The organism is Ancylobacter sp. G4_0304 (assembly GCF_047501495.1).
Taxonomy (GTDB): domain Bacteria; phylum Pseudomonadota; class Alphaproteobacteria; order Rhizobiales; family Xanthobacteraceae; genus Ancylobacter.
Genome location: NZ_JAZDRM010000058.1, coordinates 1 through 14,902, shown reverse-complemented (window position 1 = coordinate 14,902; position 14,902 = coordinate 1). Strand labels below are relative to the sequence as shown.

21 protein-coding genes are annotated in these 14,902 nt (G+C 66.5%); 19 read left to right on the top strand and 2 right to left on the bottom strand.

Features of this window, described 5'->3' with window-relative positions; translation table 11 throughout:
- Positions 1–311: 311 nt before the first annotated feature.
- The 9 genes from VRZ77_RS20920 (at position 312) to VRZ77_RS20880 (ending at position 8,858) form a co-directional block, all read left to right on the top strand.
- Entirely contained in the window at positions 312–1,505 is a 1,194-nt protein-coding gene (locus VRZ77_RS20920) for a DUF932 domain-containing protein (protein ID WP_414594500.1), read from the top strand.
- Between the two features lie 174 nt (positions 1,506–1,679).
- Positions 1,680–3,743 (top strand): ParB/RepB/Spo0J family partition protein, encoded by a 2,064-nt coding sequence (locus tag VRZ77_RS20915; protein WP_414594499.1) that lies wholly within the window; start codon positions 1,680–1,682, stop codon positions 3,741–3,743.
- Between the two features lie 68 nt (positions 3,744–3,811).
- A complete protein-coding gene (locus VRZ77_RS20910; protein ID WP_414594498.1) occupies positions 3,812–4,846 on the top strand; it encodes a toprim domain-containing protein in 1,035 nt (344 codons plus the stop codon).
- A gap of 369 nt (positions 4,847–5,215) precedes the next feature.
- Entirely contained in the window at positions 5,216–6,142 is a 927-nt protein-coding gene (locus tag VRZ77_RS20905) for a DUF2493 domain-containing protein (protein ID WP_414594502.1), read from the top strand.
- An 86-nt stretch (positions 6,143–6,228) separates the two neighbouring features.
- The gene (locus VRZ77_RS20900; RefSeq protein WP_414594497.1) at positions 6,229–6,483 is read left to right on the top strand and encodes a FitA-like ribbon-helix-helix domain-containing protein; all 255 of its coding nucleotides are present in this window, start codon (positions 6,229–6,231) and stop codon (positions 6,481–6,483) included.
- On the top strand, positions 6,480–6,902 hold the full coding sequence (locus VRZ77_RS20895; protein WP_414594496.1) for a type II toxin-antitoxin system VapC family toxin: 423 nt from the start codon (positions 6,480–6,482) through the stop codon (positions 6,900–6,902). The genes VRZ77_RS20900 and VRZ77_RS20895 overlap by 4 nt, the downstream gene beginning before the upstream one ends.
- A 282-nt stretch (positions 6,903–7,184) precedes the next feature.
- Complete coding sequence (locus VRZ77_RS20890) at positions 7,185–7,352, top strand: hypothetical protein (RefSeq protein ID WP_414594495.1); 168 nt, start codon at positions 7,185–7,187, stop codon at positions 7,350–7,352.
- Between the two features lie 107 nt (positions 7,353–7,459).
- A complete protein-coding gene (locus VRZ77_RS20885; protein WP_414594494.1) occupies positions 7,460–7,900 on the top strand; it encodes a hypothetical protein in 441 nt (146 codons plus the stop codon).
- A gap of 631 nt (positions 7,901–8,531) precedes the next feature.
- Positions 8,532–8,858 (top strand): DUF736 domain-containing protein, encoded by a 327-nt coding sequence (locus VRZ77_RS20880; protein WP_414594493.1) that lies wholly within the window; start codon positions 8,532–8,534, stop codon positions 8,856–8,858.
- A gap of 82 nt (positions 8,859–8,940) precedes the next feature.
- On the opposite strand, the gene VRZ77_RS20875 is transcribed toward VRZ77_RS20880, so the two are convergent.
- Positions 8,941–9,189, bottom strand: a complete 249-nt coding sequence (locus tag VRZ77_RS20875) for a helix-turn-helix domain-containing protein (protein WP_414594492.1) — start codon at positions 9,187–9,189, stop codon at positions 8,941–8,943.
- Between the two features lie 248 nt (positions 9,190–9,437).
- On the opposite strand from VRZ77_RS20875, the gene VRZ77_RS20870 reads away from it, so the two are divergent.
- The 10 genes from VRZ77_RS20870 (at position 9,438) to VRZ77_RS20825 (ending at position 14,696) form a co-directional block, all read left to right on the top strand.
- A complete protein-coding gene (locus VRZ77_RS20870) occupies positions 9,438–9,704 on the top strand; it encodes a DNA -binding domain-containing protein (RefSeq protein ID WP_414594501.1) in 267 nt (88 codons plus the stop codon).
- 121 nt (positions 9,705–9,825) lie between these two features.
- A complete protein-coding gene (locus VRZ77_RS20865; protein WP_414594491.1) occupies positions 9,826–10,167 on the top strand; it encodes a transcriptional regulator domain-containing protein in 342 nt (113 codons plus the stop codon).
- Positions 10,148–10,558 (top strand): DUF2285 domain-containing protein, encoded by a 411-nt coding sequence (locus tag VRZ77_RS20860; protein ID WP_414594490.1) that lies wholly within the window; start codon positions 10,148–10,150, stop codon positions 10,556–10,558. Before VRZ77_RS20865 ends, VRZ77_RS20860 begins: the two co-directional genes overlap by 20 nt.
- A 122-nt stretch (positions 10,559–10,680) precedes the next feature.
- On the top strand, positions 10,681–10,962 hold the full coding sequence (locus VRZ77_RS20855; protein ID WP_132036201.1) for a helix-turn-helix transcriptional regulator: 282 nt from the start codon (positions 10,681–10,683) through the stop codon (positions 10,960–10,962).
- A gap of 9 nt (positions 10,963–10,971) precedes the next feature.
- Entirely contained in the window at positions 10,972–11,859 is an 888-nt protein-coding gene (locus VRZ77_RS20850) for a replication initiator protein A (RefSeq protein ID WP_414594489.1), read from the top strand.
- Between the two features lie 211 nt (positions 11,860–12,070).
- Positions 12,071–12,724, top strand: coding sequence for a ParA family partition ATPase (parA, locus tag VRZ77_RS20845; protein WP_414594488.1), 654 nt, complete (start codon positions 12,071–12,073; stop codon positions 12,722–12,724).
- Complete coding sequence (locus tag VRZ77_RS20840; protein ID WP_414594487.1) at positions 12,721–12,972, top strand: hypothetical protein; 252 nt, start codon at positions 12,721–12,723, stop codon at positions 12,970–12,972. The genes parA and VRZ77_RS20840 overlap by 4 nt, the downstream gene beginning before the upstream one ends.
- Entirely contained in the window at positions 12,969–13,490 is a 522-nt protein-coding gene (locus VRZ77_RS20835) for a DUF2840 domain-containing protein (protein WP_414594486.1), read from the top strand. Before VRZ77_RS20840 ends, VRZ77_RS20835 begins: the two co-directional genes overlap by 4 nt.
- A complete protein-coding gene (locus VRZ77_RS20830) occupies positions 13,487–14,032 on the top strand; it encodes a S26 family signal peptidase (protein WP_414594485.1) in 546 nt (181 codons plus the stop codon). Before VRZ77_RS20835 ends, VRZ77_RS20830 begins: the two co-directional genes overlap by 4 nt.
- 1 nt (position 14,033) lies before the next feature.
- Positions 14,034–14,696 carry a lytic transglycosylase domain-containing protein gene (locus tag VRZ77_RS20825; protein ID WP_414594484.1) on the top strand — a complete coding sequence of 221 codons (663 nt, stop codon included), beginning with the start codon at positions 14,034–14,036 and terminating at the stop codon, positions 14,694–14,696.
- Between the two features lie 105 nt (positions 14,697–14,801).
- On the opposite strand, the gene VRZ77_RS20820 is transcribed toward VRZ77_RS20825, so the two are convergent.
- Positions 14,802–14,902 (bottom strand): transposase domain-containing protein (locus tag VRZ77_RS20820; protein WP_414593329.1); only part of this gene is annotated, 101 nt, incomplete at its 5' end.

Below are 14,902 nucleotides of genomic sequence, written 5' to 3'. Positions count from 1 at the left end.
ATCGCCGCCATCGGCGATGATGCCACCGTCCCCGGGCTGCCCAACATGGTGGCCTGAGTACGCCGACCATATCGGCGCGACCCGATGGAAAACGGCTCAGTTACACCACCCGATGGGACACGATCCTGCTTTGAATCTGACGTGTGCTGGAGAGTTCTTCCGGGATAATTCAGATCACACCTCCCAGGCTGTCGGGCAGAGCCACCCCAAAGCCCTTAGGGCGCCAAAGTGTGAGAGGCAGGTCTGGATTTCCGTGACGGGTTGAGGGCCGAGAGAGAGTCTTCCGGCGCCCGTCATGGAGGGTGATCCCCATGAACATGCAGGTTCGGGATGCCGGTCGTGATGCCAGCGGCGGCTACAAGGTGGATGTCACGCGCGGCGAGCGGGTCGGCCGCGTGTCGTCGGAGTGGTTTTCCCGGCCGGATGACGAACGGTTCCTGTCACTCGGCGAGCTGGCCGCGATGGTGCGGGGCCGGGCCGATCACAGCCGGTCGCGCCTCGTGGAGACGTCCCGCATCCATGTGGAGGCGAGCCGTTCCAATGCCGAGCGGCTGGCGCTGGTGCTGCCCGGGGCGGATGCGCCCGTCGAACCGAACCATTGGTCATTCGGCCAGCTCGCGGCCCAGATCGGGGCACCGGCCGCCTATCTGCGCCAGCTTCCCGCCGCGCTGGCCGGCATCAATCTGCAATATGGCCTAACCTCGCACCGCGCCGAGCAGATCAAGACGTTTGAGACCGCCAATGGCCGCGTCGAACTGCGCGCAGTGACCGGCCCGGACTATGGCCGGATCTATGATCATGAGCTGGTCGAGGCGGTGCAGCGCATCGCCGGCAACGGCACCGGCGACACTCGCTGGAAGGTGCCGGGCGTGCTCGACTGGTCGACGGGCATCTACAATCCGCGTGTCGACATCACCAAGGATACGACGACGCTCTACGCCTCCGACCGCGACGTCTTCCTGTTCCTGGTCGATGATCTGAACCCGATCGAGGCCGGGCGGCTGCCCGACGGCGCGCCGGACCTCTATTTCCGTGGCTTCTATTGCTGGAACTCGGAGGTGGGGGCCAAGACGCTCGGCATCGCGAGCTTCTATCTGCGTGCCGTGTGCCAGAACCGCAATCTCTGGGGCGTCGAGGATTTCCAGGAGATCACCATCCGCCACTCCAAATACGCTGCCTCCCGCTTCGCGCACGAGGCAGCGCCGGCACTCACCCGCTTCGCCAATTCCTCGCCCATGCCCTTCGTCAATGGCATCAGGGCTGCACGGGAGAAGATCGTCGCGCGCACCGACGAGGACCGCAGCGACTTCCTGCGCAACCGGGGCTTCTCCAGGGCCGAGACGGCCAAGATCATCGACACGGTGCTGGCCGAGGAAGGGCGCAAGCCCGAGAGCATCTTCGACTTCGTGCAGGGCATCACCGCGGTCGCACGCGACAAGCCCCACCAGGATGCGCGGCTCGACCTCGAGGGCCGGGCCAAGAAGCTGCTCGATCGGGCTGCCTGATTTCCGGAAAGCCGGAGATGTGGAGATCCGTATCTCCGGCTTTGCGGTTTTCCGCTTGTGCGTATCTGCGGTTCTGCGGCGTCGCCCTCCAGAGTGAGAGGGCGGCGCTGCGCTTCGTGACGGGTTGGAGGCCGAGAGAGAGGCTCTTGGCCGCCCGTCGCGGAGGTGCCTGCCATGGCGACCAATGTTCAGAAGATCACGCTCTCGCCCTCGCGTGACATCCCCTTCAACAAGCTCCTGCTCAGCCAATCGAACGTCCGGCGCATCAAGGCTGGGGTCTCGATCGAGGAACTGGCCGAGGACATCGCCCGCCGCGGCCTGCTGCAGGGCCTCAGCGTCCGGCCTGTCGTCGATGACGCCGGCGTCGAAACCGGCATGTTCGAGATTCCGGCGGGCGGGCGGCGCTATCGGGCGCTGGAATTGCTGGTGAAGCAGAAACGCCTCGCCAAGACCGCGCCGGTGCCCTGCGTCATCCGGGAGGGCGGCATCGCCGAGGAGGATTCCCTCGCCGAGAATGTCCAGCGCGCGCCGCTGCATCCGCTCGACCAGTTCCGCGCCTTTCTGGCGCTCCGCGAGAAGGGCCAGTCCGAGGAAGAGATTGCGGCCGCCTTCTTCGTCTCGGTCGGCGTGGTGAAGCAGCGCCTCAAGCTCGCCTCGGTGTCGCCGGTGCTGCTGGAGGTCTATGCCGAGGACGGCATGACGCTCGACCAGCTCATGGCCTTCACCGTTTCCGGCGACCATGCGCGCCAGGAACAAGTCTTCGAGCGGCTGAAGGCCTCCTATGACAAGCAGCCCTATGCCATCCGCCGCATGCTGACCGAGGGTGCTGTCCGCGCCTGTGACAAGCGGGTCCAGTTCATCGGCCTCGAGGCCTATGTCGAGGCCGGCGGCACCATCCTGCGCGACCTGTTCCAGGGTGATGACGGGGGCTGGCTACAGGATGTCGCGCTCGTCGACCGGCTGGTAGCCGGGAAGCTCAAGGCCGAGGCCGACGCTGTCGCCGCCGAGGGGTGGAAATGGGTCGAGATGGCCCCTGACTTCGCCTATGGCCACACCTACGGCTTGCGCCAGTGGCGCGGTGAGACCATCCTGCTCACCGCCGAAGAGGAGACCTGCCGCGACGCTCTTCAGGCGGAATATGATCGCTTATCCACGGAATACGCTGAGGCGGACGAGTTGCCAGAGGAGGTCGATGCGCGACTCGGCGAGCTCGAGACGGCGATCGAAGCCTTGGAGACCCGCCCGATCACCTTCGATCCGCTGGAGGTGGCGCGCGCCGGCGCGTTCGTCAGCATTGGCCATGATGGCGTATTGCGCATTGAGCGCGGTTATGTGCGGCCGGAGGACGAACTGCCGGTGGAGCGCGAAGTCGTCGCGGAAGACGCCGGGCCGCACCACATCGCGGCGGCGGCTATGCGTACCGGCGAGGCCGTCATGGCAGACGCGTCGACGCCCGAGCCCGAGGAGGACGAAGGGCTGTCGGCGCTCTCGGACCGGCTGATGACCGAGCTGACCTCGCATCGCACGCTCGGCCTGCGCCAGGCGTTGGGCGAGCGGCCGGAGGTCGCCTTCCTCGCGGCCCTGCATGCCCTGACGCTGAAGAGCTTCTACCGCTACGGCTCGGATAGCTGTCTCGAACTCGACCTGAAGAGCGTGGCGTTCAGTGCGCCGGCGCCGGGGCTGAACGACAGCGCCTCGGCCGCGGCGATCCATGCCCGACATGAAGGCTGGGCCAAGGTCCTGCCGAAGGACTCGGCCGATCTCTGGGAGGCGCTGCGGGATTGGGACAGCGACAGCCGCTCCGGCCTGTTCGCCCATGTGGTGAGCCTGTCGGTGAACGCCGTTCATGAGGCCTGGAACCGGCGCCCCCGCGCGCTCAACCATGCCGATCAGCTCGCACGCGCCGTCGACCTCGACATGGCCGCCGCCGGTTGGAAGCCCACCGTGGACAATTTTCTCGGCCGGGTCACCAAGGCCCGCATTCTGCAGGCGGTGAGCGAGGCGAAGGGCGCGCGTGCCGCGGAGCGCATCGCGCACTTGAAGAAGGGTGACATGGCCCGCGAGGCCGAAACGCTGCTGGCCGACACCGGCTGGCTGCCGGAACCGCTGCGCGGAGCCGAACCGGAGGTCCGCGAAGGAACGGCGGCGCAGGACGGCACAACGGCCATGGGCGAAGACGAGAGTCTTGAGGATACTGAAGACACCACGGACATCCCCCCTGCCGTGGCGGCGGAGTAACCCTCAACACGATCCTGAACCTCGGCCCGCCGGCTCTGTCGGCGGGCCTTTGTTTTTAAAAGCTCGCCATGTCCGGGATTGCTCACGATCTGTCGCGCCGGCTCGCCGATCGGGCCGAAGCGGTCTGCCGTCATTATCTCTCCAATGGTCGCCGGGAGGGCCGCTACTGGCTCGTCGGCGATGTCCGCAACACGCCCGGCCGCTCGCTCTTTGTCCGGCTCCAGGCATCCGCGAAGGGCCCGGCGGGCAAATGGACCGATGCCGCCACCGGCGAACATGGCGATCTTCTCGACATCATACGTGGCTCCTTGGGCCTCACCGACTTCGCTGACGTAGCCGAGGAAGCGCGCGCCTTTCTCAGCCTGCCGCATCCCGAACTGGAACCCACATCAACATCTCGCCGTGTTCTGCCCGCTCCATCAGGGTCGGTCGAAGCGGCTCGCCGGCTATTCGCCATGTCGCAGCCCATCGCCAGGACCCTCGCAGAGACGTATTTGCGCCGACGCGGCATTACGCTTTTGCACGGAACCGCAAACCTGCGTTTCCATCCGCGCTGCTACTACAAGCCTGACGACGGCCCGACCGAGACCTGGCCCGCCATGATCGCCGCCGTCACAGATCTCACGGGCAGGATCACCGGCGTACACCGCACCTGGCTTGCACCCGACGGTTCGGACAAGGCTCCGATCTACACGCCGCGCAAGGCGATGGGCTATCTGCTTGGGTCTACCGTTCGCATCGGTGTGCCCGACAGCGTGATGGCGGCGGGCGAAGGCATCGAGACCATGCTTTCGCTGCGGCAGATCCTTCCCGACATGCCGATTATGCCAGCGCTCTCGGCCGCGCATCTGGCCGCCATCCTCTTCCCGCCTGCCTTGAGGCGGCTCTATATCGTCCGCGACAACGATCCTGCCGGTGACGCCGCGCGGGACACGTTGATCGAACGGGCGAAAGCCGAAGGCATCGAGGCCATCCCATTGTCGCCAGCGCTCGGGGACTTCAACGAGGATCTCCAGCGGCTCGGTTTCGATGCCCTGCGGACGGGTGTTCGGGTGCAACTCGCCCCGGAGGACGTGGCGCGCTTCATGAGCCTGGCCCCATAGCCGGAGCGGGCTGAACCGCGATCCGTGGCTGCCACACCCGCAAGGATGCGTCAGTCACGGCAAGAGGACCGCGCCTTGCGCCTTCGAGAGGGCGATCGGCCATCAGCCGGGCCGGGTCAGCAATGGCTGCCGCCGACGATTTTCCGGCGCGGCTTTCGGGCCGCTTTCCATCGCGAGGCAAAATCGCCGGCTTGTCGCCATCCTCCGCTGCGCTTCGGCCCTGTGCGCTTTTTCGGCATGGTCTTGTCCCGAAACCGGTTCCCACTTTCGGGGACCATGCCCGCGCTCCGGGTGCAGGTCCGTCCCGCCCGACGGCTTCGTCGCCATGAAGGCCGCCACGGCAAGCGGTCCAAGCCGACGGAGCATCCCATGAGCGCGCATGACGACCACGAGCCGCACCACGTCTCATCCCCGACCGACCGCCTGATCCAGGAGTTGCAGCTCCACGGCCATCGTCCTTCCGAGGACGAGCGCGACCAGCGCCCACCACCGGAAGACCGCCTCATCGAAGGCGCCGTTGCCGACATCTTCGACGCCCTGGTCGCCACGATCACCGACACCAGCCTCGATGCCGACCTCCCTGATCTCCTCTGGTCGACCGTCAACATGTTCCACCGCGCCGTGGACCGGATTGAGCAGAAGCTCGACGACAACGAGCAGACCCAGAAGCAGCTTCAGCGTGAACAGGACGGCTCCGAGGTGAAGTCCCTGGAGCTCGAGCGTCTGATCGACATCGGCATGAACCTGATCGGCCGCCGCGACGGCATGGAAACCTTCCGCGAGGCCGCCGCCGACCGCTACCGTATCGCCACCGGCTCGCCCTGGACGCCACGGGCCGGATCACGGGTCAACCATCGCCACCTCACCGCATCGCTGATCGACAGCCGGGATTTCCTCGCCGCCCGGCGGCGCGCGGATAGCGAGGTGCTCGTGCCCGCCGGGCCGAAGATTGCCTTCTCGGGCGGGGACACCGCCGATCACAGGCAGATCTGGGCCAAGCTCGACCAGATCCACGCCAAGCACCCGGACATGGTGCTGCTGCATGGCGGCTCGCCCAAAGGCGCCGAAAAGATCGCGTCCATCTGGGCCGACAGCCGCAAGGTGCCGCAGGTGGCCTTCAAGCCTGATTGGGCGAAGCACGCCAAGGCCGCTCCCTTCAAGCGCAATGACCATATGCTGAACGTGGTGCCAATCGGCGTCGTGATCTTCCCCGGCACCGGCATTCAGGACAATCTGGCCGACAAGGCCCGCAAGATGGGCATCCCGGTCTATCGGTTCGGATCCGGCGGCGCCTAAGCGTCGCCGCAACCCTGCATCTTGAATGTGATGGCAATTCCTATATTTTGCTATCAACGCTATCAGATGTACTGGGAGGCGCCATCATGCCCGCAGTGACGATCCGCAACCTCTCCGAGGCAACGCACCGTGCCCTCAAGGTGCGCGCGGCACAGCATGGCCGCAGCACCGAAGCCGAGATGCGCGACATCCTAGAGACCGCCGTTCGCCCTGACACGCGCCTCCGGCTCGGAACGGCGCTCGCGGAGCGCAGCCGCCGCCTCGGCCTGACCAATGAGGACATCGACGCCCTCAACCCGGCGCGCGACAGGACGCCTGCCGATCCCATGAGCTTCGAATGATCCTTCTCGACACCAATGTCATCTCGGAAGCGATGAAGCCCGCGCCCGACGACACCGTGCGGGCGTGGCTCGACGAGCAGGCGGCCGAGACGCTCTATCTCTCCAGCGTCACGATTGCCGAACTGTTGTACGGCATCGGTGCGCTGCCTGCGGGCAAGCGCAAAGACCGGCTCACCGAAGCCCTGGACGGGGTGATGGAGCTGTTCGCTGATCGAGTCTTGCCTTTCGATATCGCTGCCGCACGACGCTATGCCGACCTCGCCGTGAAGGCGCGTGCGGCCGGTAAGGGCTTTCCGACGCCCGACGGCTATATCGCCGCGATGGCAGCCTCTCGGGGCTTCGTTGTGGCCACGCGCGACAGCAGCGCATTCGACGCCGCCGGCGTAGAGGTCATCAATCCGTGGAAGATGCAACGCTGACGGCTTGCCAAAGTCAGCACGTGTTGGACCGGGCAACCCTGCGGAAGCGACCTGCGCAGTAACCCGCCATCACGGTCTCCCGACCGGACGACCATCCCCGCTTCACGACGCTGATCCTTGGGTCCAGCCGATGGCCTGACGCCATCAACCCATGAAGGGTCGGACTACGCTGCGCGTGCCGCCGCTCCGGCTGCGCCGGACACGGTGATTGCGGCCACCGGCCGGCCCTTTCGGGCGCCTGTCAGCGGGGGATGGACCTCCGCTCGCGCAGGAGCCCGGTCGATGTCCGCCCAGATCGCTCACGCCTTCGCCTTCAGCCTCGCCTCCACCCTGATGGCCACCGTCGTCATCTTCCGCGCCGGCGACGGCACGCTCTCCGTCGCCCCGGCTGCCGAATATGACGGCGACGAAGCCGCCATCGTCCGCGAAATCGACCCGTTCGTCACCTGAGAGACGAACAGGCGGCCATGAATGGTGGCCGCCGCAATTTCTGCTCATCGTACGAGTGCGTCGGAGGTGGTGGAGGCGCATCCATCTGATCTTATGGAGCCACCACCATGATCTTCATCGGCATTCTCCTCAGCATGGCGACGATCGCATTCCTTTGCTGGCTGCTCTTCACGCTGGCTGTATTCGCGTTGCCGCTTTTTGCGGGCTTCACGGCGGGCACCTGGGCCTATGGCACCGGCGCCGGTTGGCTTGGCGCTATCCTTCTCGGCTTTGCTGCCGCAGCCCTGACCTTCGGTCTGGGTCGGTTCCTGCTCGCTACCCTCCGTCCGACCTGGGCGCGCCTTCTCATCGCCTCCGTGTTCGTCTTCCCGGCCGCAGCCGCGGGCTTCCACGCCACCCATGGCATCGTGAAGCACACCATGCCCTCGCAGACGTGGCAGATGGTGTTTTCGATCCTCGGAGCCGCCGCCGTTGGCATTGTCGCCTTCGTGCGCATCACCGAAAGGAAGGCGTTCGGCCCTTCTGACGGGCACAGCTCCCCTCCCTGACACCGCGATAGCCGCTCTGCGCACCAGACGGCGAATGGCGTAGCGTCCGCGTCAACCGGCCGGGCCGGGAGGGAGCGGAGATCCGGCGCGCCGGCTTCGCCCTCCCATGCGGCAAGATTAGTGCGCGTGCAGGACGGCGGCCGCATCGCAGCCGAAAGACCGATCGCGGCAAAGCATTCGCGACGTTGGCGGGACGGGGAATGCGCAGCTTGGCCAAGCTCAGGGTATCGTCCGCCAATGCTGGCCAGTCGGGTCTCTATATCTGGCGCGAGGCCAAACCATCTCCCTCATCCATCCGCCCGTGCCCGCTCCAGACGGCCTCTTCAATGGCCTGATCTGGCCGAAGGACGGCTGCGCCTCGAGCGCCTATGCCACAACGGCTGGACCCGACTTTCTTCCCCTGTCGGCGCCCACCCCGCGCGCCGCGCGGGGACCCCGGATCGCCGTCATTCCTCGCGAAGCAACAAAGTCGCGCCTGCGCCGTCCTCCGCTGCGCTGCGGTCGCAATCCTCACGCCATCGCGCCAGCGCGACGGGGACCCCGAGGCGATGTGGCGTCGCTCGCCTTCGGCCTTCCGATCGCCATCGAGGCCGCAATGGTGCGGGCTCAGAAGACAGGACGGAGACGGAACATGGCCACCATCGGCACCTTCAAGAAGACCGGCACCAACGAGTTCACCGGCGACATCGTGACCCTCGGCGTGCAGGCCCGGGGCGTGCGCATCATCCCCGACGCCCGCGCCACCGGCGAGAACGCCCCCAGCCACCGGGTCCTGGTCGGCCGCGCCGAGATCGGGGCGGCCTGGTCCAAGCGCTCCACCGAAGGCCGTGACTATCTGGGCCTCAAGCTCGACGATCCGAGCTTCACCGCCGCCATCTACGCCAACCTCTTCGACGACGAGGACGGCGAGAATTTCTCCCTCATCTGGTCCCGCCCCAACGGGCGCCGCGGGGACTGACGTACGGGCTGCGCCCCCGGCCGACAAGGCCGGGGGTACTCTCCATCGAAAAGCGGGAATGCGCGATGGCGCCAATAGAGCCCTACTTGTCGTCTTCGAGATCGATCTCGGTCGGGTCTGTCGGCGAACGCAGGAGCAGGTCGGAGGCCTCGACGCCGAGAACCGAGGCGAGCCGCTGCACCACATCGATACTGGCGTTGTAAACGCACCGCTCGAGCGAGCTGATATAGGTGCGGTCAATGTCCGCGAGGTGCGCAAGCTCTTCCTGCGACAGCCCCTTGGCCAGCCGCAAGGCCTTCAGATTGCGCGCGAACACCTCTCGGATCTCCATGGCCGAGAGAGCAGTCGCTTGATGAGTATTTCACCACGGAGTATTCTCTACATCGCACTCGCCACGGTCTGGCAGCGGACGCCTGATGCCTCTCATCGCCAGTGCCAAAGAGACCGTGGATCAGGTGTGCGCACCGGGGACGCAGCGTTCGGCTTTATGAGCGCGCATGATAGAATGATCCCAAATTGCAGCCCCACGCCGTCGCCGACGGCTTGGCTTGCGACAGAAGAAACGGCAGCCTGCGGGGGATGGACGTGGCCAAGGCGTTTGATGATAAGGCGCCGTCCGGTCAGGAACTGACCGCCTATGACCGCACCCATATCAAGCTCTATATGCGCCTCCTCGACGCGACCACTGAGGGAGCCGACTGGCAGGAAGTGGTGGTCGTCCTGTTCGGGATTGATCCGGCGCAGGAGCCTGTCCGCGCCCGGGCGGTGCATGACAGCCATCTGGAGCGCGCCCGCTGGCTCGCCCAGACAGGCTATCGCGATCTGCTCTCTCATCGCATGAACTGAAGTGTCCCCTCTCCAGGGTGATGCGCGCGCCGCATCACCTGTTGCCCGCGAGGTGAGTTCTGCCTCGCGATGCAATCCTTAATTGCTGACCCCAACGGCATGCACCGTCTGGGAGTCGCTCATGAAGCCCGATACGTCGCGCTGGCGAGACAGTCGGACCTACGACTATTTCGATGATCTCTCAGTGGAGGGATTGGCCTGGGAATGCCTGAGGCGCGATGCGTCCTACCAGCAGGCCTATCGTGACCTCGTAGACGCCGAGAGAGCGGCAGCACCTCTCCCAGCCGAGGCCGAGCACCTCTGGGGGTTACGATGTCGCCGCGAAACCCTCGCTCCCCGCGACCCGTCAGCCTGTCCGTTGGTCACCACGGATCAATCCGGCCGTCACCATCCTCACCGAGCTTCCCGACCATCTGCTAAGCACGGGCACGGCACGTCACGCTGTGCCTGCCGAAACACCTGATCATGCGGCGCCGCCGCACCTTCTACTTTCGGGCTTAGAACCCGGCACGCCGATCGCGGCCCTGATCCCCTTCGACGACGATCTGCCGGGCCGTATCGAGGCGCTGAACCGCCTCTGGCATGCGCACCGTAGGAAGCCCGTGCCACCCGACACCCGCATGACCCGCCAGCAACGCGGGCGCCTGCGGCTGATGCTTCAGGCCTGCGACGGACGGAACCGGGGTGCGAGCTACCGTGACATTGCCGAGGCCATCTTCGGCACCGAGCGGGTCGCGGCCGATCCCTGGAAGACGTCTCCCTTGCGCGACCGCGTCATAGGCCTTGTGGAAGGCGGCACCGGCCTGATCGCCGGCGGCTATCTGCGGCTGTTCCGCCACCGTCGCCGCCCGTGACGGGGTGGGGATTTTAGCCCCCCAATCTTCCCCATCCCTCCCGACATTCCTTCTCCGCCACCGTGGTCACCGTCCGCCGCCACACTCCGGCGGCTCCCGCCACGCCCACGGAGGCCCGCTCCATGCGACCCGATCTCGCCACCCTCCCGCCGCGCTACCTGCGCACCAAGGAAGCCGCCGAGTTTCTCAGCCTGTCGGCCCGCACGCTGGAAAAGCACCGCACCTATGGCACCGGTCCCGCCTATCGCAAGCTGGGCGGGCGCGTCGTCTATTCCATCGACGACCTGCAGGCCTGGACCGAGCGCGGCGCGGTCACCTCGACCTCCGATCCGCGCGGCACCGTGCTGCCGGCCAAGCGCCATGCGCTCGCCGCCGGTTCGTTCGCCGGCCGCGCCGCGCGCTGAACGCCCCCCATGGCGGCGCGGCATCACAGCCTCTCGGAGCGCGGACAGCTCGATCTGTTCCGCGCCCTGCCGGGGGACTTCGCGCCACGAGATGCGCAGGATCTCATGGCCTATCCCTTCTTCTCCCTCTCCAAGACGCCGCGCGTCGCGCCGATCGATTTCCGAACCGGCAGCATCGCCATCCGGGTCGAGGCCGTGCCCGATCACGGCATGGCGACCATCTGGGACGCCGACATTCTCATCTGGGCCGCCAGCCAGATCGTTGAGGCCCGCGACGCGGGGCTTCGCACCTCGCGCCTGATGGCGGCGACGCCCTATGAGATCCTCACTTTCGTCGGGCGCGGCACTTCCCTGCGCGACTATCAGCGCCTCAAGGCCGCGCTCGACCGTCTCCAGTCGACGACGATCTCGACCACCATCCGCCAACCGGCGGAGGGGCGCCGGCACCGCTTCTCCTGGATCAATGAATGGCAGGAACGGACCGACCGCAACGGACGGCCCGATGGTGTCGACCTCATCCTGCCGGACTGGTTCTACCGTGCCGTACTCGACGATGCGCTCGTGCTCACCATCGACCGGGCCTATTTCGGGCTGACGGGCGGACTTGAGCGCTGGCTCTACCGTCTGGTGCGCAAGCATGGCGGGCACCAGGACCACGGCTGGAGCTTCGACGTCGCGCACCTCCACGCCAAATCCGGCAGCCTCTCGCCCCTCAAGCACTTCGCCTATGACCTACGCGCGATCGTCGGCCGCCAGGCGCTGCCCGGCTACCGGCTCGGCATGCACCGCCAGGCGGACGGTGCCGACATCCTGTCCTTCGCCGAGATCGACGCTGCACGCCTTGCCCTGCCAACCCGCCGCCGTCTCGCGGCCATCCGATCTGGGGACAAGCTGTGAATCATCTCGTGCTATCGGGGACCAGCACCCTCGTGCCATCAGGGACCGGTTCCTCGTGCTATCGGGGACCAAAATCGACGATTCACCGTTCTGATTCAGAGGCTTCCGGCGTCCGTAACTTCTCTAACCCGGATTCCTTCGGAATCCTTCTAACGGAACTACGCCATTCTACTACGACGAGCGCGTCCCCGCTGAACGTGCGGAGCGCGCCATGATCGTCGCGCTCCTCAATCAGAAGGGCGGGGTCGGCAAGACCACCCTGGCGCTGCATCTCGCCGGGCAATGGGCCCGGCAGGGACAGCGGATCACCCTGATCGACGCCGATCCACAGGGCTCCAGCCTCGACTGGTCGCAGCAACGCAGCCGCGAGGCATTGCCACGGCTGTTCGGTGTCGTCGGGCTTGCCCGCGACACGCTGCACCGGGAGGCGCCCGAGCTTGCGCGTGACGCCGATCACATCGTCATCGATGGTCCGCCCCGCGTCGCAGGGCTGATGCGCTCGGCGCTGCTCGCCGCCGACCTGGTGCTGATCCCGGTGCAGCCCTCGCCCTTCGATGGCTGGGCATCGGCCGAGATGCTGGCGCTGATCCGCGAGGTGCGCATCTACCGCCCGGAGATGCTGGTCCGGTTCGTCTTGAACCGCTGTGGCGCGCGCACCGTTCTCGCCCGCGAGACCGCGCGGACGCTGGCTGACCATGATCCGCCGGTGCTCGCCAGCACCATCGGTCAGCGCATCGCCTTTGCGGCGGCGGCACAGTCGGGCCGTCTCGTCTTCGAGCGCGACGATGCCGGGCCAGCCACGCGCGAGATCGCCGCGCTCTGCGCCGAGATCAATAGTCTCGACCTCGGGAGGCTCGCGCCATGAGCGAACGCCCGATCCGCCGCGACTTCGCCTCTCGGCCTGCCGATCCCGAGCATTGGATCAAGGCGGCGGATGTCGCGACGGAGCACCGCCCCGGCGCCGCGTTCACTGCGCGCCTCACCATCGATGTGACGCCCGACCTGCGCGGGCGGATCAAGGTCGCCGCCTTCCGGCGCGGCGTCACCGTCGCCGAGATGATGCGCGACCTCCTCACGCGCGAATTCCCTCCCCAATCTGGAGATCTGCCATGAGCGAGGCGTTTGCGCCCCGTGCGCCAAGCACCGCATCCCCGTCCAGTCCCCCATCCGATGCCCTGACCCATGTCGAGCTGACCCATATCGAGAAGCGCATCGAGAACTGGATCCGCTTCGGCCATCACGCACATGAGCGGCTTCTGGATCGCCGCCGGCGCATCCTCTCTTTCCCCCCGGGCTGCATCTTCGCTTTTGTCCGATGGGCATCGAACGACTTCGGCACCGTGGCCTCCCGCCTCGATATCGTGCGCTGCGTGGCGCCGGGCGAAGGTTACCAGACACTTCCTTTCGTGCGCCCCGGCGGCGAGATCTTGCTGCGGGTGGATGGCTGGCCCAAGGTCGAGAAAATCATCCAGCACATCGACGCGATCGAGGCGATCGGCATCGATGCGGCAACCGTCGCGCCTGATCACTGGGGTCATGTCGCCCACCGCATCAGTGTCGGCTTCGAGCCGCGCGCCTATAGCATGGAGCGCCATCAGGCGTGGCTGAAGCGGCAGGAGTGCGGTCAATGAACCGCGCCGCCTATGTGCTGATAACGACCGTCGCCAGCGTCGGTGTGGCCGTCGCCGCCACGCTGCCGACCCCGCTCAAGCTGATCTGGAATGTCTCGGCGAGCGTCCCTATCGGGCTCTATTCTCTCGAGCCGGCCGATCATCTCGAGGTCACCGATCTGGTGGCGGTGATGCCACCGCCGCCGCTCGCTTCGTTCCTCATCGCGCGTGGCTATCTCGGCGAAGGCACGCCGTTGTTGAAGCGCGTGATGGGGCTTCCGGGGCAGGTTGTCTGCCGCCTCAGCGACGCCATCACCGTCGATGGCGTGCCGCTGGGTGAAGCCCTTCGGCGCGATAGCTTGGGCCGGGACCTGCCGGTCTGGCAGGGCTGCCGGCGTATCGCTTCCGATCATCTGTTCCTGATGAACCCGGACGTCGGCGACAGTCTCGACGGACGGTATTTCGGGCCGATTTCAGACGGCACCGTCATCGGCCGTGCGATGCCACTCCTCACGGATGAAGCCGGCAACAGTGACTTCATCTGGCGCGCGGCGGTGCGCTGACATGCGTCGCGCTGCGCTCTTTCTCGCATCCGGACTGTTGACCGGCGGTGCATCGCCTGGCTCTGCCAGCGCGCAACCTATGACGCCAACTGCGGCGTACTCCGTCACGTCCTACGCCGCCCATATCGACGAGGCTGCGCAGCGCTTCGAGCTTCCGGCCAGCTGGATCCGTGCGGTCATGCAAGCCGAGAGCGGCGGCGATCCGCGCGCCGTCTCATCGGCCGGTGCCATGGGGCTGATGCAGATCATGCCCGCAACCTGGGACGAGCTTCGCGTTCATCATGGTCTCGGCGCTGATCCATTCGACCCGCGCGACAACATACTCGCCGGCGCCGCCTATCTGCGCCAGCTCCATGACCGCTATGGCAGCATCCGCGCCATGCTCGCGGCCTATAATGCCGGGCCCGCACGCTATGAGGCGTCGCTTGCGGGTGAGCGGCTGCCGCTGGAGACGCGCACTTACATCGCGGCTCTGGCGCCGATCATCGACAATCAGTCTGCGGCCGGCGCCGCCGCATCGGTGCGTCCAATGGCGCAAAGCTGGCGCGAGGCGCCGCTGTTCGCCACGCCGCCCGCGCGCAGCAATCCCACCGATGCCGCGCTCCTCGCGCCGCGATCGGGCGCGCTCTTCGTTGCACCTTTGCCGTCGCGGAGAGCGCCATGAGCAGGCTGACCCACTTTCGCACCCTGTCGGGCTCTGGCGCTCCATTGAGGGTGAGGAGGCGCGGTACAGGAATCACGACGTATCCGTCCGGGGGCTGCACTGATGTCAGCTCTTGACAGGATTTCCCGCTTTCCATGCCCATGGCAGGAGTTCGTCGAGCCGGTTGACGGGATGACCGTCGACCATTCGCTGGAGAACGTCGGCGA